The organism is Isoptericola sp. NPDC019482, assembly GCF_040632295.1.
GTDB lineage: Bacteria > Actinomycetota > Actinomycetes > Actinomycetales > Cellulomonadaceae > Isoptericola.
In genome coordinates this window covers 1-22,193 of the sequence record NZ_JBEYBQ010000049.1, presented here as the reverse complement: position 1 = coordinate 22,193, position 22,193 = coordinate 1, and the positions used below count along the sequence as shown (strand labels likewise).

Below are 22,193 nucleotides of genomic sequence, written 5' to 3'. Positions count from 1 at the left end.
GAACCCCCAAAAGAGCCCGCAGCATTCAACGATACTGGCCAGACCAAGCTGAACTGCTCAGTCCGATCCAAAGGAACCACAAAGGGTTCAAATAAATTGGCATTGACTATCAAACACACTGTTGAGTTCTCAAACAACCGACGCACACCGCAGACCCAGAACCTTTCTCAGTTCCGACCCCGCCGGGGCAACCCCTCAAACTTACCAGACCGTTTTCCCTTTTTCAAATCCTTGATCCGAAGATCGAAGGAGTCGAAAAAGACGATCCGATCCCACCGGGAAGAATGCGCGAAGCATCCCGACCGTTGAAGGTGTGGGTTTTCAGTCCCGGCCCGGCCATCGGTACCCAGCCTCTCGGCTGTCTCCTCGATGTCCGTCGGCCCGTCGGGCTGACGTCGTAGAACATTACCCGGGCGGAGCGCTCCGTGCAACGTGGCCGGACGTGGCGCGCGCCACGTCCGGCCACGGCCTGCGCGCAGGCCCCGGACAGGCGCCCGTCAGGCGGTCACGGTCTCCGGCTCAGGGCTGTCGCCACGCGCCAGACGGCGCGCGGCGTCGAACTCACCGAGCACCGCGGCGTCCGGCCGCGGCGTCAGGATGCTGACCACGACGGCGACGAGCAGGCCGACGGCGAAGCCGGGGATGATCTCGTAGAGCGAGTCCGCGAGCGACGACCGGCCCCAGGCGAAGGCGACCACCGCGCCTGCCACCATCCCGGACAGCGCGCCCCAGCGCGTGAGGCGACGCCAGTACAGGCTGAGGATCACGACCGGCCCGAACGCCGAGCCGAAGCCGGCCCAGGCGAAGCCGACCAGGTCGAGGATCGACGACGTGCGGTCCAGCGCGATGACAGCGGCGACGACCGCAACGACGAGCACGCCGGCGCGCCCCAGCATCACCTCGGCCCGCGTGCCCAGCCGGATCCCGGCCATCTTGGCGAGGTCCTCGACGAGCGCGGACGACGACACGATCAGCTGGGACGAGATCGTCGACATGATCGCCGCGAGCACCGCCGCGAGGACGAGACCCGCGATCAGCGGGTGGAAGAGGAGCTGGGCCAGCACCAGGAAGATCGTCTCGGGGTTGTCCACCTCGAGTCCCTTCACCGTCGCGTACGCGACGCCGACGAGGCCCGTCATCACGGCACCCAGCGCGGTGAGGACCATCCAGCCGATCCCGATGCGGCGTCCGGCCTTCGCGTCCTGCGGGCTGCGGATCGCCATGAAGCGCACGATGATGTGCGGCTGCCCGAAGTACCCGAGGCCCCACGCGAGCGCGGAGATGATCCCGGTGGCGGAGGCGCCGGCGAAGAAGGACAGGTGCTGGGTACCGCCGGCGGCGTCGGCCGCGCGGATCCCCTCGGTCATGGCGCCCCAGCCGCCGAGGTCCACGATCGCGATGACCGGGACGGCGACGAGGGCCGCGAGCATGAGCAGCCCCTGCGCGACGTCGGTCCACGTCGCGCCGAGGAAGCCGCCGAACAGCGTGTAGGCCAGGGTCACGCCGCCCACGACGAGGAGCCCGGTGAGGTAGTCGAGGCCGAAGGAGCTCTCGAAGAAGGTCCCGCCCGCAACCATGCCGGACGACACGTAGAACGTGAAGAACACGAGCACGATCAGCCCGGCCGCGATGCGCAGCAGGTGTGCCGGGTCGCGCAACCGGTTGTCGAAGAAGCTGGGGACGGTGATCGAGTTGTTCGCGACCTCGGTGTAGGCCCGGAGCCGCGGCGCCACGAACTTCCAGTTGAGCCAGGCCCCGATGGTGAGGCCGATCGCGATCCACGCCTCGACGAGCCCGGTGGCGTAGATCGCCCCCGGCAGGCCCATGAGCAGCCAGCCCGACATGTCGGAGGCGCCGGCGCTCAGCGCGGCCACGCCCGGGCGGAGCTTGCGCCCGCCGAGCATGTAGTCGTCCAGGTCGTCCGTGCGGCGGTACGCGGCATACCCGATGCCCAGCATCGCCAGCAGGTACGCGACGATCGCGATCGTCTGCCAGGTCTGATCGCTCATGCGATCGATCACCCTCTCGGTCGTGTGGTGCAGCGTCTGGCGCTGGTCGCGCCGACCGTCGCGTTCGTGCGCGACGGTCCCGGGGCCAGGTCAGGACGCGGTCGGCGCTGACCTCGCTGCTGTGCCACCCCACTGCTCGCCACCTCGATGGCGCCGAAACGACCAACGGCCCGATCCTGGGTGAGGATCGAGCCGTTGTGCCTTTCGGTGCGCCCGGAGGGATTCGAACCCCCAACCTTCTGATCCGTAGTCAGATGCTCTATCCGTTGAGCTACGGGCGCAGTCCTTGCCGGCGCTCTCGCACCGACCGACGAGAACATTACAGCCCTCGAGCCGGTTCCCCAAACCGGGGAGCCGCATCGTGACGCACGACACCGGCCGTGCCCCTTCCGGGGCAACAGAAAAGGCTCCGGGCGTTCAGCAGCCGGAGCCTTCCTGGCGGAGACGGCGGGATTTGAACCCGCGAACGGGTTGCCCCGTTACCACCTTAGCAGGGTGGCGCACTAGACCAGACTATGCGACGTCTCCTCGCGGCAGCACAGCAGCACCGCGGCGCCCAGAGTAACCGCCGACGCTGCCCCGGAGCAAAGCCGCGCGCCGTCGTCCCCGCCACACGCCGCACCGCGCTACGGTCTGCGCCATGCTGGACGACGACGACCAGGACCACCCGCAGCGCCCCCACCAGCGCACGGACCCCGCCCCCTCCCCCCGCACCTCCCCCTCCCCGGCGTCCGGCGACGGCCCCGACGACTACGACGTCGTGGTGATCGGCTCCGGCTTCGGCGGCAGCGTCGCCGCCCTCCGCCTCACGGAGAAGGGCTACCGCGTGGGAGTGCTCGAGGCCGGGCGCCGGTTCGACGACGACGAGCTCCCGCGCACCTCGTGGGACCTGCGCCGCTTCCTGTGGGCGCCCGCGCTCGGCTGCTTCGGCATCCAGCGGATCCACCGGCTGAGGGACGTGCTCGTCCTCGCCGGTGCGGGCGTCGGCGGCGGCTCGCTGGTCTACGCCAACACGCTGTACCGGCCGCTCGACGCCTTCTGGGCCGACCCCGCCTGGGCGCACCTCACCGACTGGAAGGCCGAGCTGGAGCCGTACTACGACCAGGCCGAGCGCATGCTCGGCGTCGTGGACTACCGCCGCACGACGCCCGCCGACGAGCTGATGCGCGACGTCGCGGACGACCTCGGCGTGGGGCACACCTTCCGCAAGGTGCGCGTGGGCGTGTACCTCGGGCCCGACGGCGACGAGCGCCCGCGCGGGGCCGCCGGGCCCACCGTCCCCGACCCCTTCTTCGGGGGCGCCGGCCCGGAGCGCAACCCGTGCCTGCACTGCGGCGAGTGCATGACCGGGTGCCGGCACAACGCGAAGAACACTCTCGTGAAGAACTATCTGCACCTCGCAGAGGGCGCCGGCGCCCGGGTGCACCCGCTCACGACGGCCACCGCCGTCGTGCCGAGGCCGGGCGGCGGCTACGAGGTCCGCACCCACCGGACCGGACGGCGCCGGGCCGGTCGCCGCACCTTCCGCGCCGGGCAGGTCGTGCTCGCGGCCGGCACTCTCGGCACGCAGCGGCTCCTCCACGCGATGCGGGACGACGGCGTCCTGCCCCACCTGTCCGCCCGGCTCGGGCACCTCACCCGGACCAACTCCGAGGCGCTGCTCGGTGCCATGCGCCCCCGGCGGCGCGGGCAGGCCGAGGACCCCGACTACTCCGAGGGCGTCGCCATCACGTCGTCGTTCTACCCGGACCCGCAGACGCACGTCGAGCCCGTGCGGTACGGGCGCGGCTCCAACGCGATGGGGCTGCTGCAGACCGTGCTGGTCGACGGCGTCCGGCCCGGCGAGGGGCCGCGCTGGCGGCGCTGGCTCGGCGAGCTGTGGCGACAGCGCCGGCACCTGCCCTCCCTGTACGACCTGCGCGGCTGGTCGCAGCGCACCGTCATCGCCCTGGTGATGCAGAGCCGGGACAACTCGCTCACCACGTTCACGACGCGCGGCCCGCTCGGGCGGCGCCTCACGTCGCGGCAGGGCACCGGCGAGCCCAACCCCGCGTGGATCCCCGCGGCGCACGACGCCGTGCGCGCCATGGCGGACCGTATGGGCGGCCTGGCGGGCGGGAGCGTGGGCGACCCGTTCGACGTGCCGATGACGGCGCACATCCTCGGCGGGTGCACCATCGGCGAGTCCCCGGAGACGGGCGTCGTCGACCCGTACCACCGCGTGCACGGCCACCCGGGCCTGCACGTGCTGGACGGGTCCGCCGTCACCGCGAACCTCGGCGTCAACCCGTCGCTGACGATCACCGCCCAGGCCGAGCGGGCGTGCGCGCTGTGGCCGAATCGCGGGGAGGACGACGCCCGCCCCGCGCCCGGCGCCCGCTACGCCGTCGTACCGCCGACGGCGCCCCGGCGGCCCGTCGTCCCCGGGGCCGCACCTGGGGCCCTGCGGCTGCCGCTCGTCGAGGTCCGGCACTCCTGAGCAGCCCCGGACAGCACGACGCCCCGCCGGCGTGGCCGGCGGGGCGTCGTCGTGCGGAGGGCGAGGGATTCGAACCCCCGGTGCATTGCTGCACAACGGTTTTCAAGACCGTCACATTAGGCCGCTCTGTCAGCCCTCCCGGGACGGCCGCCCGGGCGCCCGTCCGGCACAGCAGTGTACCGGCCGGCGTACGCCCGCGGCCCCGGACGCCGAGGCGTTCCGGGGCCGCGGGAGCGACGTACGGCGACGGCCGTCAGGCCGCGCCGCCGCCCGAGCGCAGCTGGCGCATCGCGAGCTGCACGAGGGCGATGAGCGTCTGCTTGGTCGCCGCCCGCGAACGGGCGTCCGTGTAGAGCATCGGCACGTGCGCCGGGATCTGCAGCGCCTCGCGGACGTCCTCGAGCCGGTGCTTGGCCACGCCGTCGAAGCAGTTGACGCCCACGACGAACGGCACGCCCCGCGACTCGAAGTAGTCGATCGCCGGGAAGCACTGCTCCAGGCGGTCCGTGTCGACCAGCACGACGGCGCCGATCGCACCGCGGATGAGGTCGTCCCACATGAACAGGAAGCGGTCCTGGCCCGGGGTGCCGAACAGGTACAGCCACAGGTTGCCCGGAAGGTTCACCCGGCCGAAGTCCATCGCCACGGTGGTGCTCGTCTTGCGGTCGGACACGCCGCCCGCATCGTCGACCCCCACCGAGTGCTCGGTCATCGCGGCCTCGGTGTTGAGCGGCTCGACGTCCGAGATGGAGCCGATGAACGTCGTCTTGCCGACGGCGAAGCCGCCGGCCACCACGATCTTCGTCACCGTCGGGGCACCGGTCGGCGGCGCGGGGGCCGCGGCCGCCTGCGGTGCAGCCGCGCCGGCCGGACCCTGGGCGGGCTGCGACGCCGCTGCCGGCTGGGCGGCCGGCGCCTGGGGCGCCGGCGCGGACGCGGGCACCTGCTGCGCCACGGGGCGAGCCGCGGCACCGGAGGGCGCCGCCGACGCGGTCGGCACCGACGTGATCGGGCCCGGGGCCGCCGCCGCGGGCGCCGGGGCGCCGCCGAGCACGCTCTGTCGCTGCGGTGCGCCGACCGCCGCCGGCGCACCGCCGGCCACCGGCGCGCTCACGGCGCCGAAGGCCGGGGACACCGGGGCCCACGCCGGGGACATGCCCCCGGCGGCCCCGGGCGCCGGGCTGTCAGAGGGCGGAAATGCCATTGAGAACACTCTCCAAGACGCTCAGAGACAGGCCCGAGTGGGAACTGCCGTGACCCGTGTGGACGTTCACCGGGGTCGAGGTGTGCACGGTGATGTGCCCCTCCTCCTGCATGTCCGCGACCAGGATGCGGACGACGCCGAGGGGCAGGCGCAGCAGCGCGGAGAGCTCCGCGATCGAGACGTAGGTGTGCGCGGCGTGCTGCAGGATCGCCCGCTTCTCCGGCGTGAGCCCGACGCTCGTGACGGCACCGGGCATCACCTCGACCAGCGCCTCGAGCGGCAGGTCGGACAGAGCAGATCGGACGCGGCCACCGGTCACCGCGTAGGGACGCACCGTCGAGGCCTCGTAGCCGTCTGCCGAGTGCGCACCCAGAGAACCGAACGATGCGTGCGTCATGATCGCGACCTCATCCCACCCGCGCGGAGCGCGTCGAGCCGTCCACCGGAAGGTTCCCGCGCATCTCGGAGATCAGCTGCGGGGTGAGCGTGGCCTCGGTACGGGAGACCAGCAGGGCCATCTCGTAGCCGATGAGCCCGATGTCGCACGACGACTCGGCGACCACCGCGAGGACCGACCCGTTCGAGACGTTCATCAGGAAGAGGAAGCCGTTGTCCATCTCGATGACGGCCTGCCGCACGTTTCCGCCGTCCAGCTGACGCGCCGCCCCGCGCGTCAGGCTCGACATGCCGGAGACGATCGCCGCGAGCTGGTCACCGCTGGTGCGGTCGAGCTGGTCGGACATCGCCATGAGCAGACCGTCCGCCGAGACCACCAGGGTGTGGCGGCTGCCCGGGACGGTGCGCACGAAGTTGTCGAGAAGCCACCCGAAGTTGGTCGCTTCAGTACTGAGGGTCACGCTTCCTCCTCGTCGATACGCCGAAGGCGCAGGTCACCGCTGGTGCGGCGCGGATCCAGGGACATCATTCACGGTGGGGGCGGCCTGCGTCGAGGCCCGGACGGCCCCAGCGTCGTTCCGGCCGCGGCTCGTGGCGGACTGGAAGGCCGACAGACGCGACCTCAGCTGCTCCGGGTCCCGCTCGATACGGGCCGTGAACCGCTCGGTCGACGCGGTCGACTCCCCCGCCCGCTGGCGTCGCGCGAGGCCACCGGCCTCGCCCGCGACCGTCGTCGGGCGGTACGTCTGCTCGTTCGTCGAAGTCACGTTCCCTTCCTGGAAGACGCCGCGCTGCAGCATCGTGGACATCTCCTCGTAGAGGACGGCCGACGCCATCCACTCCGACCGCGCCTCGACGGTGTCGGGCACGAAGTGCGGGTCCAGCGGGTCGTAACCCGCCGGCTCCGTCGGGCGCAGCGGCAGCACCGAGCCGCCGTACGACGTCGCCGCCGAGGCCGCCGGCTCGTCGCCCGCGGCCTGCCAGGGCGCCTCTCCCTGCGGGGCGTCCGCCCGGGGCGCCTCGTACGCGGGCGCCGCGCCGAACGCCGGTGCGTCGGGCCGGGCCGGCTCCGGTGCGGCCTGCGGGAAAGGCGCGGCGGTCGGGGCCGCGGGGAGCACCGGCTCGTCGGCCGACGGCTTGCGCCCGAACAGGCCGCGCTTGCGGCCGCCCTGCGCCGGCGTCTCGCGGGTGGCGCGACGGGCCGGCACGTCGGCGAGCAGGTCCTCGAACGGCGGCAGCTGCTGCAGCGCGTCCTGTCGAGGCGTGTCCGCGGGCGCCAGCGAGTCCGTCGGAGCGAACGGGCTCGAGGCCGCGGGCGGCGTCACCGGGTCGAACGACGGCCCGGGAACGGCGGCCGACGCGGATCCCGCGGCGGGCTCGGTGACCTCGCGCACGACCGGGTCGAACGACGAGGTCGCGGGCTCCGCGTACGGGACCGGCGCGGCCTCGTGCCGCACCGGCTCCACGACGGGAGGCGCCGGCGCGACCGGCGGCGCGGGCACGGCCGCGGCGGGCGCGACGTCCCGCGTGGGCAGCGCCACGGCCGGCGCCGCCTCGGTGGCGGGTCGGTACGGCTCGGGCGGGGCGACCGGCTCGGCCGGGGGCGCCTCGACCGGCGCGGGGGCAGGCACCGGGGCCGGCACCGCCGCGACGGGGACGTCCTGCGCCGCGACCGGGGCGACGGGCTGCACCGTGGCCGGCGCCTCGGGCGCCGGATCCGCGGGGGCCAGCGGCGCGAGCCCGTCCGGCAGCGCGGCCGGGTCCTCCGTCACCGCGTCGAGCTGGAGGGTGCTCTCGGCGTCGCCGACGTCCAGGGACCCCATCGAGCGGAAGCTGGAGAACAGGCCGGCCCGCTGGTCGACACCGAGAACGGGCGCCGAGACGGGCTCCGGCTCGGCGACGGGCTCGGGCTGCGCGCGGTGCCGGCTCGGCAGCGCCGCCGCCGAGGCCTCGACCTCGGCCGGCGGCCGCCAGGAGTCGGTCGTGGACTCGTCGACGAGGTCCGGCAGCTCGGGCGTCGCGAGCGGCGGCAGGACGATCGGGCCCGTGTCCGGACGGGGCACGGCGTCGCCGGATCCCACGCCGGAACGGCGCCGGCGGGGCATGCCGACCGACGTCGTGCCGTCGGTGAGCGCGTCCAGGTCGACCGGCACCGCCGCCGGCGGCTCGGGCTCGACCGGCAGCGCCGCCGACACCGGCGACGAGACCGCCGGGGTCGGCGTCGTGAGCGCCTCCACCACGGGCGGCGCGGCGAACGACGACGCGGGCTCCGGGACCTCGAGGGGCGCCGCGGCCGGCGCGGAGGTGTGCTCCTCGAACGCCTCCGCGATCTGACCGCCGAGGTCGGCGGCCGGGTTCTGCGTGGCCACCTCCAGCGGGTCGGTCGGCTGCGGCAGCGGGAGCGCGTCGTCGGGCAGGAACAGGTCCGCCGGGAAGACGACCGTGACCTCCGTGCCCGCGCCCGACGCGCCGACCTGGAACCGGACCTGCGCGTGGAGACGGTCCGCGAGGCGCCCGACCACGAAGAGGCCGAGGCGCTGGGCGCCGACGGCGTCCGACGCGGCGCGGCTCGAGACCTTGGTGTTCGCGTCCGCGATCTCCTCGGGGCTCATGCCGAGCCCGTGGTCGCGCACCGTGACGACGACCCCGCGCTCGTCGCGCGACGTCGTCACCTCGACGGGCGTGTGCGGCTCGGAGAACATCGTCGCGTTCTCCAGCAGCTCCGCGAGCAGGTGCGCGGAGCTCAGCGCGTTGTGCCCGAGCATGTGCGGGTCGACGCCCAGGTCGAGCCGGACCCGGTCGTAGAGCTCGATCTCGGACGACGCCGTGCGCACGACGTCGGAGATCGGCATCGGGTTGCGCACGCGGCGGCCCGAGTCGATGCCCGCGAGCACGAGCAGCGACTCGGCGTTACGACGCATACGCGTGGCCAGGTGGTCCAGGCGGAAGAGGTTCGACAGCGTGCTCGGGTCCTCCTCGGACCGCTCGAGCTCGTCGAGGAACGACAGCTGGCGGTTGAGCAGTACCTGGTCGCGGCGGGCGACGTTGACGAACATCTCCGCGATGGAGCCACGGAGCGCCGCCTGCTCGCGGGCGACGACCATGGTCGTCTCGTTCACCTCGTTGAACGCGGCCGCGAGGCGTCCGATCTCGTCGCTGGACTCGACCGGCACCTGGACGAGGTCGATCGACGGCGCCTGGCCGGGCACGGCCATCTGCTCGACCATGCGCGGCAGACGGTCGCGGACCTCCGACGTCGCGGAGGTGAGGCGCGCCAGCGGCTGCACGATGCGGCGCGCGATGAGCAGCGCCAGCAGGAAGGACACGAGCACGACGCCGAACGCCGCGGCCCCGGTCAGCAGGGCGGCGGTCTGGGCGCCGCCGGCGAGGTCCTTCGAGTAGTCGACCGCGGCGTCCCGGACGTCGTCCCGGACCGGCTGGGTGGCGTCGACCCACCCCTGCGAGAGCTCGTCCCACTGGCTCACGGTCTCGGGGTCGATGCCGGAGAAGTTGAGGTAGCGCAGCTGGAGGCGGGCGCGGTCGAGGTCGTCCGCGTAGTCGGGCACCTCGAACTCGCCGGGGATCAGGTCGAGCTGCTCCTGCGCGGTCCCGACCAGGCCGTCGGTGTCCTGCAGCAGGTTCACCATGCGGCCGTTGAGGTCCGACGGCGGGGTCTCGCCCTGCGCGATCAGGGCCAGCGCCGCTCCGGCGACCGGTCGTTCCATGGTGTTGGCGAGCATCGCCTCGTCGAGGGAGACGTAGGCGTTGGTGTGGCGCGTGAGGCCGGCGTCGTCGGTGCTCTGGGCCACGGCGCGCGGGACGTCGAGCGCGTTCTCGCTCAGCGCGGTGTACCGCTCGGTCGCCCGCGACTCCGAGAGCTGGCCCGAGATGACGTTGCGCTGCAGGTCGTCCATGACGGTGCGGTCGCGGAGCGTCCGGTTCACCGCGTCCTGCACGTTGGTCGGCAGCGCGCTGGTGTCGAGCAGCTCGAGCGCCTCGTCGCGGGCGTCGAGGGCGCGGTCGGTCGCCTCCTGCGCCTTGACGAGCGCCTTCTTGGCGCCCGGGATCCCGAGCTCGGCCGCGATGTTCGTCGCACGCTCCGCGGCGACCGCGCTGCCCGCGTCGTCCTGCAGCTTCAGCGACTCCATGAGGGCCGCGGTCTGCTCGGCGCTGCGGTTCTCCTGCAGCGACTGCCAGGTGATCCAGCCCGCCGTCAACGCCAGGACGAAGATCGGCACGGCGAGTGTCGCAAGAATCTTCCCGCGAACGCCCAACCTGCGGAGCATCTGAACCTCTCTCCAACACTGTTCGTCGAGGCGGGCGACCTCGTCGCCCGAACCTCAGGTGGGTGCCATCACGTCCGGCACCACCCCCCGCGCCCGGCTGGGCTTCCAGGCACGCGAGTAGGCTCCATCGGTGTGCGAGCGGTCACGATATCGGCACCAGGCGGTCCAGGGAAACTCACCCTATCCCTCGTCAACCTGGACAAACCGGGCCCGGGCGAAGTTCTGATCGACGTCGCCGCGGCGGGCGTCAACCGCGCTGACCTGCTACAACGCGCAGGAAACTACCCGCCGCCGCCGGGTGCTCCCGAGTGGCCGGGCCTCGAGATCTCGGGTACGGTCCGCGCGCTCGGCCCCGGGGTGACCGGCTGGGCGCCCGGCGACCGGGTGGTCGCGCTCCTCGAGGGCGGGGGCTACGCCGAGCAGGTCGTGGCGCGCGCCACCCAGCTGCTGCCCCTGCCCGACGGCGTCGATCTCGTCGACGGCGCCGCCCTGCCCGAGGCCGTCTGCACGGCCTGGACCAACCTCGTGGACACCGGGCACCTGCGCGCCGGCGAGACCCTCCTCGTGCAGGGCGGCTCGGGGGGCGTCGGCAGCGTCGCGATCCAGCTCGCCGCCGCGCTCGGCGCGCGCGTCGTCGCCACCGCCGGCGGGCCGGACCGCGCGGCCCGCTGCGTCGAGCTCGGCGCCGACGTCGGCGTCGACCACCGCACGCAGGACGTCGTGGCCGCGGTGCGCGACGCGACCGACGGGCGCGGGGCCGACGTCGTGCTGGACGTGCTCGGGGGCGGAGGGCTCGCCGACAACGTGCGCGCCCTCGCCCCCGGCGGCCGGCTCGTGGTCATCGGGCTCCAGCGCGGCCGCCGAGGCGAGCTCGACCTGAACGCCCTCATGGCCAAGCACGCGTGGGTCACCGGGACGCTGCTGCGCCCGCGCAGCGCGGAGGACAAGGCGGCGCTGGTCGCGACGGTGTGCGAACGGGTGTGGCCCCTGGTCGCCGACGGCCGGGTGCGGCCCGTCGTGCACGCCCGGGTGCCCTTCGCGGAGGCCCCTGCCGCGCACGAGCTGCTCGAGTCCGGGGCGGTGTTCGGCAAGGTGCTGCTGGTGCCCTGACGCCCTCCGGGCCGCCCGACCGGCTGCTGTCGGCCCCGTGGGCCACACTGGGGGTCATGACCGAGAGCGACGACGGCACTCGCGACACCGACGGCACCGCCCCGCGCGTGGTCACCCCGGACGGGGACGCCACCGAACCCGACGGGGTCGCGGCCCTCGGCGAGGAGGGCGGACCCGGCGAGACGTCGCGCATCGAGGAGCCGGCCAAGGTCATGCGGATCGGCGGCATGATCAAGCGGCTGCTCGACGAGGTGCGCGACGCCCCGCTCGACGACGCGGCGCGCAGCCGCCTGGCCGAGATCCACGAGCGCTCCCTCACCGAGCTGGAGGAGGGCCTCTCCCCCGACCTCGTCGAGGAGCTGCACCGCATCACGCTCCCGTTCTCGGACGAGGGCGTGCCGTCGGACGCCGAGCTGCGGGTGGCGCAGGCCCAGCTGGTGGGCTGGCTCGAGGGCCTCTTCCACGGCATCCAGACGGCGCTCGTGGCGCAGCAGATGGCCGCGCAGGCGCAGCTCTCGCAGATGCGGCGCGCGCTGCCGCCCGGGGCGCACCCGGCGCCGTTCGGCCCGGGAGGGCCGGCGGCCCAGGGGCAGCCCGGTCAGCCCGGGCAGGACGACCGACGCCCCTCCCCCGGTCAGCACCTCTGAGGCCGGCGCGCGCGGGGCCCCGTCACGACCGCGCCGTCATGGCGATCGCGCCGGAGACGAGGGCGAGGCCGGCGAGCTCCGGCCAGGTGGGGACCTGCTGCAGGACGACGGCGCCGACGAGGACGGCGGTCGCGGGCAGGAGCGCGAGCATGACGGAGAAGGTCGCCATGCCGACCCGACGCAGCACCACCTGGTCCAGGACGTACGGGACGACCGACGAGCACACCGCCACCACGAGCAGGAACAGCAGCAGCGGCGGGTCCGTCACGACCTGCGGCGTCGACCACGCGAAGAACGGCGTGAACGCGACGGCTCCAGCCGCCATGCCGATCGCGAGCCCGTCCACGCCGGACCCGGCGTGGGCCACCCGCTTGCCCAGCACGATGTAGCCGGCCCAGCAGGCCGCCGCCACGAGGACGGCGCCCAGCCCGATCACGGCGTCCTCGCGCGGGATCCCCGACCCCAGGGTGACCCCCGCGAGCAGCACCACGCCGGCCGCCGCCACCACGATCGCCGCCCGCTCCCGCCAGCCGCGCCCCGTGACGGCGGCGACGGCCACGGGGCCGAGGAACTCGATCGCGACGGCGACGCCGAGCGGCAGGTGGTCCACCGCCACGTAGAAGACGACGTTCATCGCCGCGAGGACGACGCCGAACAGCGCGGCGGCGACGAGGTCGCGCCGGGTCCAGCGCCGCCGCCAGGGGCGCCGCCAGGCGAGGAGGACGACGGCGGCCAGGACGATGCGCCACCAGCCCACCGTCGGGGCGCCGAGCTGGTCGAAGAGCCCGACGGCGACGGCGGCGCCCGCGTACAGGGTGATCCCGGAGACCAGGAACAGGGCCGGCGCCGGCACGCGGTCCAGCGCTCCGCGCGAGGAGGGGACAGGGGTCGGCACCTGCGGAGCATATGCGCGCGAACGCTGCGGTCCGAAGGCGCGGCGAGCGCCGCTCGTCCCGGATGTGGACGACTTGTGGACAACCCCTGGACGCGCCGTGCATGCGCCCCCTACGCTCACGCCGCCCCTCTTCATCGACCCAGTGAGGCCGTCATGTCGTTCCCGGACGCGATCAAGTCCGTCTTCTCGCAGTACGCCACCTTCTCGGGCCGCGCGCGCCGCTCCGAGTTCTGGCTCTGGTACCTCTTCCTGGTGCTCGTGTACCTGGTGGAGGGCGTCCTGCTGGGCATCACCGGCAACGCCACGCTCGACCCGGCGACACGCACCTACGGCGGCGCCTTCTACGTCGTCTCGGGCCTGATGAGCCTGACCGGGCTGGCCTTGGTCGTGCCGACGCTCGCCGTGATGGTGCGCCGCCTCCACGACCAGGACAAGTCGGGCTTCTTCTGGTTCATGACCTTCATCCCCCTGGCCGGACCGATCATCATGCTGGTCTTCTACGTGACGGCCGGCACCGTGGGCGCGAACCGCTTCGGCCCGGACCCCAAGGGTCAGGACCTTCCCGTCACCCTCTCCGGCGCGCCGGTCGCCCCGCCGGTGGCCTGACGCACCAAGCACGACGACGACGGTCCGGGCGAGGTGCCCGGGCCGCCGTCGTCGCTGCGGCGAGCACGTCAGCCCTTGACCGCCCCCGCGAGCATGCCGCGCACGAAGTAGCGCTGCAGCGCGACGAACACGACCAGCGGAACGACCATCGCGATGAAAGCGCCCGCGGTGAGCAGGTACCAGTCGCCGCCACGCGACCCGGCCAGCTCGGCGATCTTCACCGTCAGCGGCTGGTACTCGGGGGCGGCGAACGTCAGGCCCACGAGCAGGTCGTTCCACACCCACAGGAACTGGAAGATCCCGAACGACGCGATCGCCGGGACCAGCAGCGGGAAGAGCACGCGGAAGAAGATCTTCACGTGCCCGGCCCCGTCGACGCGGGCCGCCTCCACGAGGGACGCCGGGATGTCCTTCATGAAGTTGTGCAGCAGGAAGATCGCCAGCGGCAGCGCGAAGATCGAGTGCGAGAGCCACACCGTCCAGTAGCTGCCGTTGACGTCCCAGTTCACGTAGTCCGACAGCAGCGGCACGAGCGCCACCTGCAGCGGCACCACCTGCAGCGAGAAGACCGCGACGAACAGGAAGTTCCGGCCCGGGAACTTGATCCACGCGAACGCGTACGCCGCCAGCAGCGACAGCGTGATCGGGATGAGCACCGCGGGGATCGTGATGACGAACGAGTTCACGAAGAACGTGGCCAGGTCGTTGCTGTTCCCGTAGAGCGCCTCGTTGTAGTTGTCCATGGTGAACGAGGCGTTGCCCGTGAAGACGGTCCACCAGCCGCTCTTGCGGATGTCCTCCTGCGGCCGGAAGGACGTGATGAGCAGCCCGAGCGACGGGATCGTCCACAGGATCGCGATGAGGATCGCGATGCCCGAGGCCCACGGGGAGCTGAGCTTGCCCTTCGTGGCGATGGCCCGCTTCTCGAGCCGCGTCAGCTTGTGCGGGGTGCGCGGGGTGCCCTGCTCGGTGAGCGCGCCGGTGACGGCCTGGCCAGGGGTGGGCGTGGTCGTCATCGGATCTCCTCCGCCATGCGCATCTGCCGCACGTTGTACGCGATGATCGGGATCACCAGGACGAACAGGACCACGGCGAGCGCCGAGGCGAGCCCCTTGTTCCCCTGCTGGAACGCCTGCGAGTAGAACTCGTTGGCCACCACCTGGGTGCCGTAGTTGCCGGCCGTCATGGTGCGCACGATGTCGAAGGCCTTGAGCGTGCCCATCGCGATGGTGGTGAGCACGACGACGAGCGCGGGCCGGATGCTCGGCACGGTGATGTACCGGAACATGCTCATCCCGGTGAGCCCGTCGAGCCGGGCGGCCTCCACGATGTCGTCGGGGATCGCCTTGATCGCCGCCGAGAGCACCGTCATCGCGAACCCGGTCTGGATCCAGATCATCACCATGATGAGGAACCAGGTGTTCCAGGGCTGCCCGATGAGGAACTGCTGCGGCGGCAGGCCGATCCACACGAGTACCTGGTTGGCCAGGCCGATCTGCTGGATCCCCGCCTGGTCGGGGCGGAACTCGTACACGAACTTCCAGATGAGCGACGCGCCCACCATCGAGATCGCCATCGGGACGAAGACGAGCGCCTTCGCGAGCTTCTCGAACCGGGTGCGGTCGACCAGCACGGCGTACCCCAGCCCGATGAGGGTGCTGAGCAGCGGCGCCAGCACCACCCACGCCACGGTGACGAGCAGCACCTTCTGGAACTGCCCCTCCGTGAACGCGGTGACGTAGTTGTCCACGCCCACGAACTCGGTGCCGTTGCGGTTGAAGAACGACTGCCACAGCGTGATGAGCCCGGGCCGCAGCAGGCCGTAGGCGAGGAACGCCAGGGGGACCCCGACGAAGCCGAGCGCGACCACCCACGAGGGGACGCGCTTCGGCCGGTCCACCAGGAACAGGATCAGCCCCATCACCGCGACGAACACGGCGACGCCCACCACCATGAGGAGCAGCTTCTCCGCGGTGGTGTCGGGCTCGAGCAACCAGGTCATCGACGACCTCCTCGAGGAGTCGGGTCAGCTGACGGATCGGACCACCGGACGAGCCTGCCGAGACCTGTGCTGGTCCCGGCAGGCTCGACCGTGGGGTGCTGCTGCGCGGTCGGCCGCGCGCTCAGCCGAACGGTCAGCTGCTCGGCCAGCCGTTCTCGATCTGGTCCACGACCTCCTGCGTGGACGAACCGGTCAGCCAGTTGACGATGCCCTTGAAGAAGGTGTCGGTGCCGACCTGACCGGGCATGAGGTCCGACGCGTCGAACGCCTGGAACGACTGGGGGTCGTTCAGCTGCGCCACGACCGCCTTGTCGAACTCCGTGGACAGGTTGTTCGGGTCGAGGCCGTTGTTCGCGCTGACCCACCCGCCGTCGGGCGTGTTCACCGCCTTCTGGTTGGCCCAGTCGGCGCTGGCCAGGTACGTCTGGAACGCCTGGACCTCGGGGCGGTCGTCGAAGGCCGCGACGAACTCGCCGCCCACCAGCATCGGCTTGACGTCCGTCTGGTCGGTGGGCAGGTAGAACGCGAAGACGTCGCCGTCCTCGCCCACCTCGGTGCCCTCCGGGAACTGGGTCTGGTAGAAGTTCGCGGCCCGGTGCATCCAGCAGGTGCCGTCGAGGACCCCGACGCCCGCGTCGGTCCAGGACTGCGTGGCGATGGAGTCCACGCCGCCCAGGCCCGCGTTGACGTAGTCCGGGTTCTTGAGGATCTCGCCGGCCGTGTCCCAGGCCTCGACGTACTGCGGGTCGTTGAACGGCTTCTCGTGGGTGTACCACTGCTCGTACGCGTCGGTGCCCGCGGTGCGGAGCACCATGTCCTCGATCCAGTCGGTGCCCGGCCACCCCGAGGCGCTCCCGGACTCCACGCCGGCGCACCACACCGGGGCCCCGGAGTCGGCCTGGATCTTCGCGGTGAGGTCCATCAGCTCGGTCCAGGTCTCGGGGATCTCGTAGCCGGCGTCGGCGAACGCCGACGGCGAGTACCAGACGTAGGACTTCGCGTTCGCCCCGAGCGGCGCGGCGTAGAACGTCCCGTCGACGGAGCCGTAGCCCTTCCACGTCTCGCTGAAGAACTCGTCCACGTTCTTCGCGGTCGCCTCGGGCGCCGGCTTGATGGCGTCCGGGTGGTCCTGGACGATCGTGTTGAGCAGGCCGGGCTGCGGCAGGTAGGCGATGTCGGGGGTGTTGCCCGCGTTGATCCGCACCTGGAGCTGCGCCTCGAACTCGCGCGAGCCCTCGTACTCGACCGTGACGCCGGTGCACTCCTCGAAGGCGTCGTAGGAGTCCTCCTGCGACGTCTGCTCGGGCTCGACGATCGACGTGTAGACGCTCACCGTCTTCCCGTCGAGGTCGCCGAACTCGTCGTAGGCGGCGCAGTCGATGCTGGCCGCGGAGGCGCCGGAGCCGCCGGACTCCTCGCCGGCACCACCCTCGCCGTCGGGGTCGCTGCACGCCGCCAGCACGAGCGCGAGGCCCGCTCCGCCGGCCGCCAGCGCCAGTGCGCGTCGCCGCGCCGTCGTCGTTCGTGTGGTCATTGCCGAGCTCCTCCACTGCGTCGTGGTCCTTGGAAGTGGCCTGCCGGTCGGCGACCCGTGATCCCAGGTCCCCCTGACCGGGATACTGCCTCCCCCCGCAGTCCATCGCACCCTGACCTGCGGGTGCAAGTTCCTGCAACGCGTTTCACGGTCACGACTCGGTGACGATTCGTGACACCCTGGGACCTGGACCCCGCCACGAGCCATTTCGAGAGGACCGCCATGATCGAGCTGAGGAGCCCGCGTGAGATCGACCAGATGCGCCCCGCGGGACGCTTCGTGGCCGAGGTGCTCACGGCCGTCCGCGACGCCGCCGCCGTCGGGGTGAACCTGCTCGAGCTCGACGCCGTCGCGCACCGGATGATCAAGGACCGCGGCGCCGCGTCCTGCTACATCGACTACCACCCGTCGTTCGGCGCCATGCCGTTCGGCAAGGTGATCTGCACGTCCGTGAACGACGCCGTGCTGCACGGCCTGCCGCACGACTACGCGCTGCGCGACGGCGACCTGCTCAGCATCGACTTCGCCGCGTCGGTGGACGGCTGGGTCTCCGACTCGGCCGTCTCGTTCGTCGTCGGCACCTCCGCCTCGCCGCAGCGTGCCGCGGCCGACGCGAAGCTCATCGAGACCACCGAGGTGGCGCTCGAGGCGGGCATCGCCGCCGCCGTCGCCGGCAACAAGATCGGCGACATCTCCGCCGCGATCGCGAAGGTCGCGCGCGGCGCCGGCTACGAGATCAACACCGACTTCGGCGGCCACGGCGTCGGGCGGACGATGCACGGCGACCCGCACGTGCCGAACGACGGGCGCGCCGGCCGCGGCTTCCCGCTCAAGCCGGGGCTCGTCATCGCCATCGAGCCGTGGTTCCTCGAGACCACCGACGAGATCTTCACCGACCCCGACGGCTGGACCCTGCGCTCCGCCGACGGCTCGCGCGGTGCGCACAGCGAGCACACCATCGCCGTCACCGCCTACGGGCCGGTCGTCCTCACCGCTCGGGACTGACCTGCGCGGCAGGGCGGCTCACTGCACCAGGACCTGCGCCTCGCCGATCGACAACGTCGCTGCACCCTCCTGACCCGGCACGTCGATCGTGCCGGACTGACCACCGCCGGCCCATTCCACGGACCAGTACGCCGTGCCCGCCACCGTGATCGTCCCCGCGCGACGGTTCTCCTGACCCGGGAACCCGCACGTCGGCGACGGCTGCGCCCCGCGACCCGTCGCCGCCTCCGACCACGCGGTGCCGGGTGCGTCCGCGCCGCGGCACGTCGTCGACGCGTACACCTCGCCGTCCACGGCGAGCGTCCACTCCGTCCGGTCCAGCGTGCCCGTGGCCGACACCGTCAGCCCGCCGTCCGTCTCCGACCGGGTGATCGGGCCGGTCGTGTTCTCCGCGGGGTTCGACACCCACAGCCACACCGGCATCCCCACGATCCCGACCGACGCCCCGTCCACCTCGGTCGACGGCGGGGTCGACCCGATCTCGCCCATGTCCAGGTTCATCCGCGCCACGGCACGCTCGGCCAGCTCAAGGGGCGAAGGGCCCACCTCTCCGACGACCTGCGGCGCATCCTGCTGCCAGGAGTACTCCGCGCCGCAGCCGTAGCCCGGGAAGGCCTCCGGGGTGCCCTCGTACGCCTCGCAGGGCCACGGCGTGCACAGGACGATGTAGCCCTCGTCGCGCCCGTCCCAGAGGAAGTAGTAGTCCGACCCCTCCGTCGGCTCCGACTCGATCACCTGGACATAGCACTCGCCGTTCCACACGCCGAGCCCGTGCTCCGACGTGCACGACACCTCGCGGTCGACCCAGTAGCACCGGACCTCTCCGCCACCGCCGCCTCCGGGCGTCGACGGCGTGGTGGGATCGTCGTCATCCTCGGGGCAGGTCTCCTCCCCGTACTCGAAATCGCCTTCGTCGCCGACGACAGGTCCCCCGTCCCCGGGGCACGCCGCGAGCGCGCTCGCGCCCCCCGGGCCGACGAGCCCCGCGACGACCAAGGCCACGACGACCAGGCTCCGCGCCACCGACCTCAACATGCCCGCTCCCCGGTTGCTGTGCGCTCGTGGATGGTCCACCGCTCGCCGTTCTGGTTCCGGAGGAGAAGATCCGTGACGAACCGCAGGTTCGCGTCCGCCGGGCGCTCGAGCTCCTCGCCGTCCTCGAACGCACGGAGCGCGCTGACGTCGGTGCACACCTCGAGGCGGACCGTGTCGAACGCTCCCCCCGGGGACGGCGTGTAGTCGAGCACCTTCATCGACACGACCTCCGTCTGACCTCTCGTCGTGCGGCCGTTCGCGTGGTGGCGCGCGTACCGCTCCGACTGGTCGGCGAGCACCTCGCCACTCCAGTACGGCACCAGGACGAACTCCCAGTCGGAGTACCCCGCACGGCCTTGCTCTGCGACGTCGTGGTAGTAGTTCTTCACCGTCTCCTCCGCCGCCGCGACGTTCTCCGCCTCGAGCTGCTCGGCGGCATCGAGGGACGGGGACGGCGAGGCCGCGACGACGGGCGCCGCGGCCGGCACGTCGTCCTCCGGTGCCGAGCACGCCGCCACCGTGAGCGTCGTGAGCGCGGCGAGCACGCCCATGACGACGGGGCGTCGGAGGGTCGTACGCATGGCGAGGGCCTTTCCTCGGGCGTGCGGGCGTCGCGCGACAGGGTACACAACCCGCCGTGCGGCGCCGGCCGGGTCTCGTGGCAAGGCCCCGCCCGTGGCCCCGACCGGTTCAGGCGGCGGTGATCGAGAGCAGCACGGGCACGACCCCGTCCTCGTCCACGGTCCCGGTGACCTCGTCGGCCGCCCCGCGCACCACGTCGTCCGCGTGCCCCATCGCGACACCGCGGCCGGCCCAGCGCAGCATGTCGACGTCGTTGCGCCCGTCGCCGACGGCCACGGTGTCCTCGGGGTCGACGCCGAGGCGCTCGCGCAGCCGCTCCAGGCCGGACGCCTTGGTGACGCCCTTCGGCGCGACGTCCATCCAGGCCGTCCAGCCGACGGCGTAGGTGACGTCCCCCAGGCCGATGCGGGCGGCCATCTCGCTGAACTCCTCCGGGGTCCGCTCGGGGCTGCGGATCACGACGCGCGTCACCTCGCGCGCCCACAGCTGCTCGAAGTCGACGACCTCGTGCACGCCGTCGAGCTCGCCGTCGGGGAACAGCGCGTTCATCCGGAAGCCGATGCCGATGTCCTCGACCGCGTAGCGCGCGTCGGGCAGCTCCTCGCGCAGCAGGCGCAACGCGGGCCCCGGGTCGAAGGTCCGCACCTCGTCGAGCTCCCAGCCGTGGGGGAGGCTCGCGTCGAGGCGCACCGTCACCGCGCCGTTCGAGCACACCATCCAGCCGGTCGTGATGCCGAGCAGCTCCGCCACCGGCGTCATCGCGATGAGCGACCTCCCCGAGGAGAGCACGACGTGGTGGCCCGCCGCCTGGACCTGCGCGACGGCGTCGCGCACCGCGGGCGAGAGCCCGCCGTCGTACCCGAGCAGCGTGCCGTCGATGTCCAGGGCGACGAGACGCGGCGCGACCGCGGCGGACCCGGCGGGGGCGGCGCTCACGCGACCGGCTCGAGCACCTCGAGGCCGCCCAGGTAGGGCCGCAGCCCCTCGGGCACGCGGACCGAGCCGTCGGCCTGCTGGTGGTTCTCGAGGATGGCGACGATCCAGCGCGTGGTGCCCAGCGTGCCGTTCAGCGTCGCGACGGGGCGCGTGGTGCCGTCGACGGTGCGTTCGCGCACGCCCAGGCGACGGGCCTGGAACGTGGTGCAGTTCGACGTCGACGTGAGCTCGAGGAAGCGCTCCTGGGTGGGCAGCCAGGCCTCGCAGTCGAACTTGCGCGCGGCGGACGTGCCGAGGTCGCCCGCGGCCGTGTCGATGACGCGGTAGGGCAGCTCGACCTTGGCCAGCATCGCCTCCTCCCAGGCCAGCAGGCGCTGGTGCTCGGCGGCGGCGTCCTCCGGGTCGCAGTAGCTGAACATCTCGACCTTGTGGAACTGGTGCACGCGGATGATGCCGCGGGTGTCGCGGCCCGCGGCGCCGGCCTCGCGGCGGTAGCAGGCGCTCCAGCCCGCGTACCGCTTCGGGCCCGCCGACAGGTCGATGATCTCGTCCGCGTGGTAGCCCGCGAGCGCCACCTCGCTGGTGCCGACCAGGTACAGGTCGTCCTTCTCCAGGTGGTACACCTCGTCGGCGTGGCTGCCGAGGAAGCCGGTGCCGCGCATGGTGTCCGGCTTGACCAGCGTGGGCGTGATCATCGGCGTGAAGCCCGCGCTCACCGCCTGGTCGACCGCCGCGTTCAGCAGGGCCAGCTCAAGGCGCGCCCCGATGCCGGTGAGGAAGTAGAACCGCGAGCCCGACACCTTGGCGCCGCGCGCCGTGTCGATCGCGGCCAGGCCCTCGCCGAGCTCCAGGTGGTCGCGGGGCGCGAACCCCTCGGCCGCGAAGTCGCGCGGCGTGCCGACCTCCTTGACGACGACGTAGTCGTCCTCGCCCCCGGGAGGCGCGCCCTCGACGACGTTCGCGATGCCGTACAGGAGCTCGTCGAGCTGCTTCTCGGCGTCCGACGCCTCCGCCTGTCGCGCCTTCACCTGCTCCGCGAGGTGCTTGGTACGGGTCAGCAGCTCGGCCTTCTCGTCGCCCTGGGCCTTCGCGACCTGCTTGCCGAGCGCCTTCTGCTCCGCGCGCAGCGACTCGAACTCCGTGAGGGAGGAGCGACGGCGCGCGTCGGCGTCGAGCGCCGCGTCCACGTGGGCGGGGTCGTCGCCGCGGGCCAGCTGGCTCGCACGGACGACGTCGGGGTTGTCGCGCAGCAGTCGGAGGTCGATCACGCGCGCAAGCCTAACGGCCGGGCCGCGCGCAGCCCCACGGATATCGGCTCGGCTCCCGCCAGTAACTACCTCGCGCCGTCCTGAACTACCTCGTCGCCCCTCGCAGGCGGTCTCAACCGGTCATCGCAACACCGGGTTGGTCAGGTGGTCGAGAGTAGCTCGGCGAGTTTCTCGGCGGGGGTTGCCCAGCCGAGGGTCT

18 protein-coding genes and 3 tRNA genes are annotated in these 22,193 nt (G+C 72.5%); 5 read left to right on the top strand and 16 right to left on the bottom strand.

Annotated features, from left to right (window positions below; translation table 11 throughout):
- Window positions 1-497: 497 nt before the first annotated feature.
- From putP to ABZ493_RS20335, 3 genes are all read right to left on the bottom strand, one after another.
- Complete coding sequence (putP, locus tag ABZ493_RS20345; protein WP_430583937.1) at window positions 498-2,009, bottom strand: sodium/proline symporter PutP; 1,512 nt, start codon at window positions 2,007-2,009, stop codon at window positions 498-500.
- A 208-nt stretch (window positions 2,010-2,217) separates the two neighbouring features.
- Window positions 2,218-2,290: transfer RNA gene (locus ABZ493_RS20340), tRNA-Arg, on the bottom strand.
- A 155-nt stretch (window positions 2,291-2,445) separates the two neighbouring features.
- Window positions 2,446-2,537, bottom strand: a tRNA-Ser gene (locus ABZ493_RS20335).
- 112 nt (window positions 2,538-2,649) lie between these two features.
- Between ABZ493_RS20335 and ABZ493_RS20330 the strand changes: the two genes are divergently transcribed.
- The gene (locus tag ABZ493_RS20330) at window positions 2,650-4,488 is read left to right on the top strand and encodes a GMC family oxidoreductase (protein ID WP_430583936.1); all 1,839 of its coding nucleotides are present in this window, start codon (window positions 2,650-2,652) and stop codon (window positions 4,486-4,488) included.
- A 54-nt stretch (window positions 4,489-4,542) separates the two neighbouring features.
- On the opposite strand, the gene ABZ493_RS20325 is transcribed toward ABZ493_RS20330, so the two are convergent.
- The 5 genes from ABZ493_RS20325 to ABZ493_RS20305 all read right to left on the bottom strand — a co-directional run bounded on the left by ABZ493_RS20325 (window position 4,543) and on the right by ABZ493_RS20305 (window position 10,326).
- Window positions 4,543-4,627, bottom strand: a tRNA-Ser gene (locus ABZ493_RS20325).
- Between the two features lie 114 nt (window positions 4,628-4,741).
- On the bottom strand, window positions 4,742-5,296 hold the full coding sequence (locus ABZ493_RS20320; protein ID WP_429731380.1) for a GTP-binding protein: 555 nt from the start codon (window positions 5,294-5,296) through the stop codon (window positions 4,742-4,744).
- A 376-nt stretch (window positions 5,297-5,672) separates the two neighbouring features.
- Window positions 5,673-6,089, bottom strand: a complete 417-nt coding sequence (locus tag ABZ493_RS20315; protein ID WP_429730019.1) for a DUF742 domain-containing protein — start codon at window positions 6,087-6,089, stop codon at window positions 5,673-5,675.
- A gap of 10 nt (window positions 6,090-6,099) precedes the next feature.
- On the bottom strand, window positions 6,100-6,549 hold the full coding sequence (locus ABZ493_RS20310; protein ID WP_079573344.1) for a roadblock/LC7 domain-containing protein: 450 nt from the start codon (window positions 6,547-6,549) through the stop codon (window positions 6,100-6,102).
- Window positions 6,550-6,582: 33 nt separating this feature from the next.
- On the bottom strand, window positions 6,583-10,326 hold the full coding sequence (locus tag ABZ493_RS20305; protein WP_430583935.1) for an ATP-binding protein: 3,744 nt from the start codon (window positions 10,324-10,326) through the stop codon (window positions 6,583-6,585).
- A 180-nt stretch (window positions 10,327-10,506) separates the two neighbouring features.
- On the opposite strand from ABZ493_RS20305, the gene ABZ493_RS20300 reads away from it, so the two are divergent.
- Together ABZ493_RS20300 and ABZ493_RS20295 are read left to right on the top strand one after the other, a co-directional pair.
- Window positions 10,507-11,484, top strand: coding sequence for an NAD(P)H-quinone oxidoreductase (locus ABZ493_RS20300; protein WP_430583934.1), 978 nt, complete (start codon window positions 10,507-10,509; stop codon window positions 11,482-11,484).
- Window positions 11,485-11,540: 56 nt separating this feature from the next.
- Entirely contained in the window at window positions 11,541-12,131 is a 591-nt protein-coding gene (locus ABZ493_RS20295; protein WP_430583933.1) for a bacterial proteasome activator family protein, read from the top strand.
- Window positions 12,132-12,153: 22 nt separating this feature from the next.
- Here the strand turns inward: ABZ493_RS20295 and ABZ493_RS20290 are convergent, their stop codons facing one another.
- Window positions 12,154-12,984, bottom strand: a complete 831-nt coding sequence (locus tag ABZ493_RS20290; RefSeq protein ID WP_430583938.1) for an EamA family transporter — start codon at window positions 12,982-12,984, stop codon at window positions 12,154-12,156.
- A 195-nt stretch (window positions 12,985-13,179) separates the two neighbouring features.
- Here ABZ493_RS20290 and ABZ493_RS20285 point away from each other — a divergent pair, with 195 nt between their 5' ends.
- On the top strand, window positions 13,180-13,632 hold the full coding sequence (locus ABZ493_RS20285; RefSeq protein ID WP_430583932.1) for a DUF805 domain-containing protein: 453 nt from the start codon (window positions 13,180-13,182) through the stop codon (window positions 13,630-13,632).
- A 68-nt stretch (window positions 13,633-13,700) separates the two neighbouring features.
- Here ABZ493_RS20285 and ABZ493_RS20280 read toward each other — a convergent pair whose 3' ends face one another.
- The 3 genes from ABZ493_RS20280 to ABZ493_RS20270 form a co-directional block, all read right to left on the bottom strand.
- Window positions 13,701-14,648, bottom strand: a complete 948-nt coding sequence (locus ABZ493_RS20280) for a carbohydrate ABC transporter permease (protein ID WP_430583931.1) — start codon at window positions 14,646-14,648, stop codon at window positions 13,701-13,703.
- The gene (locus ABZ493_RS20275) at window positions 14,645-15,634 is read right to left on the bottom strand and encodes a sugar ABC transporter permease (RefSeq protein WP_430583930.1); all 990 of its coding nucleotides are present in this window, start codon (window positions 15,632-15,634) and stop codon (window positions 14,645-14,647) included. The genes ABZ493_RS20280 and ABZ493_RS20275 overlap by 4 nt, the downstream gene beginning before the upstream one ends.
- 133 nt (window positions 15,635-15,767) lie before the next feature.
- Complete coding sequence (locus tag ABZ493_RS20270) at window positions 15,768-17,168, bottom strand: ABC transporter substrate-binding protein (protein WP_430583929.1); 1,401 nt, start codon at window positions 17,166-17,168, stop codon at window positions 15,768-15,770.
- Between the two features lie 222 nt (window positions 17,169-17,390).
- Between ABZ493_RS20270 and map the strand changes: the two genes are divergently transcribed.
- Window positions 17,391-18,173: a type I methionyl aminopeptidase gene (gene map / locus ABZ493_RS20265; RefSeq protein ID WP_430583928.1), complete on the top strand. Its 783-nt coding sequence runs from the start codon at window positions 17,391-17,393 to the stop codon at window positions 18,171-18,173.
- An 18-nt stretch (window positions 18,174-18,191) separates the two neighbouring features.
- Here map and ABZ493_RS20260 read toward each other — a convergent pair whose 3' ends face one another.
- The 4 genes from ABZ493_RS20260 to serS form a co-directional block, all read right to left on the bottom strand.
- On the bottom strand, window positions 18,192-19,208 hold the full coding sequence (locus ABZ493_RS20260; RefSeq protein ID WP_430583927.1) for a hypothetical protein: 1,017 nt from the start codon (window positions 19,206-19,208) through the stop codon (window positions 18,192-18,194).
- A complete protein-coding gene (locus tag ABZ493_RS20255) occupies window positions 19,202-19,789 on the bottom strand; it encodes a hypothetical protein (protein ID WP_430583926.1) in 588 nt (195 codons plus the stop codon). Before ABZ493_RS20255 ends, ABZ493_RS20260 begins: the two co-directional genes overlap by 7 nt.
- A 109-nt stretch (window positions 19,790-19,898) precedes the next feature.
- A complete protein-coding gene (locus ABZ493_RS20250) occupies window positions 19,899-20,726 on the bottom strand; it encodes an HAD family hydrolase (RefSeq protein ID WP_430583925.1) in 828 nt (275 codons plus the stop codon).
- A complete protein-coding gene (serS, locus tag ABZ493_RS20245) occupies window positions 20,723-21,994 on the bottom strand; it encodes a serine--tRNA ligase (protein ID WP_430583924.1) in 1,272 nt (423 codons plus the stop codon). The genes ABZ493_RS20250 and serS overlap by 4 nt, the downstream gene beginning before the upstream one ends.
- Between the last annotated feature and the right edge of the window lie 199 nt (window positions 21,995-22,193).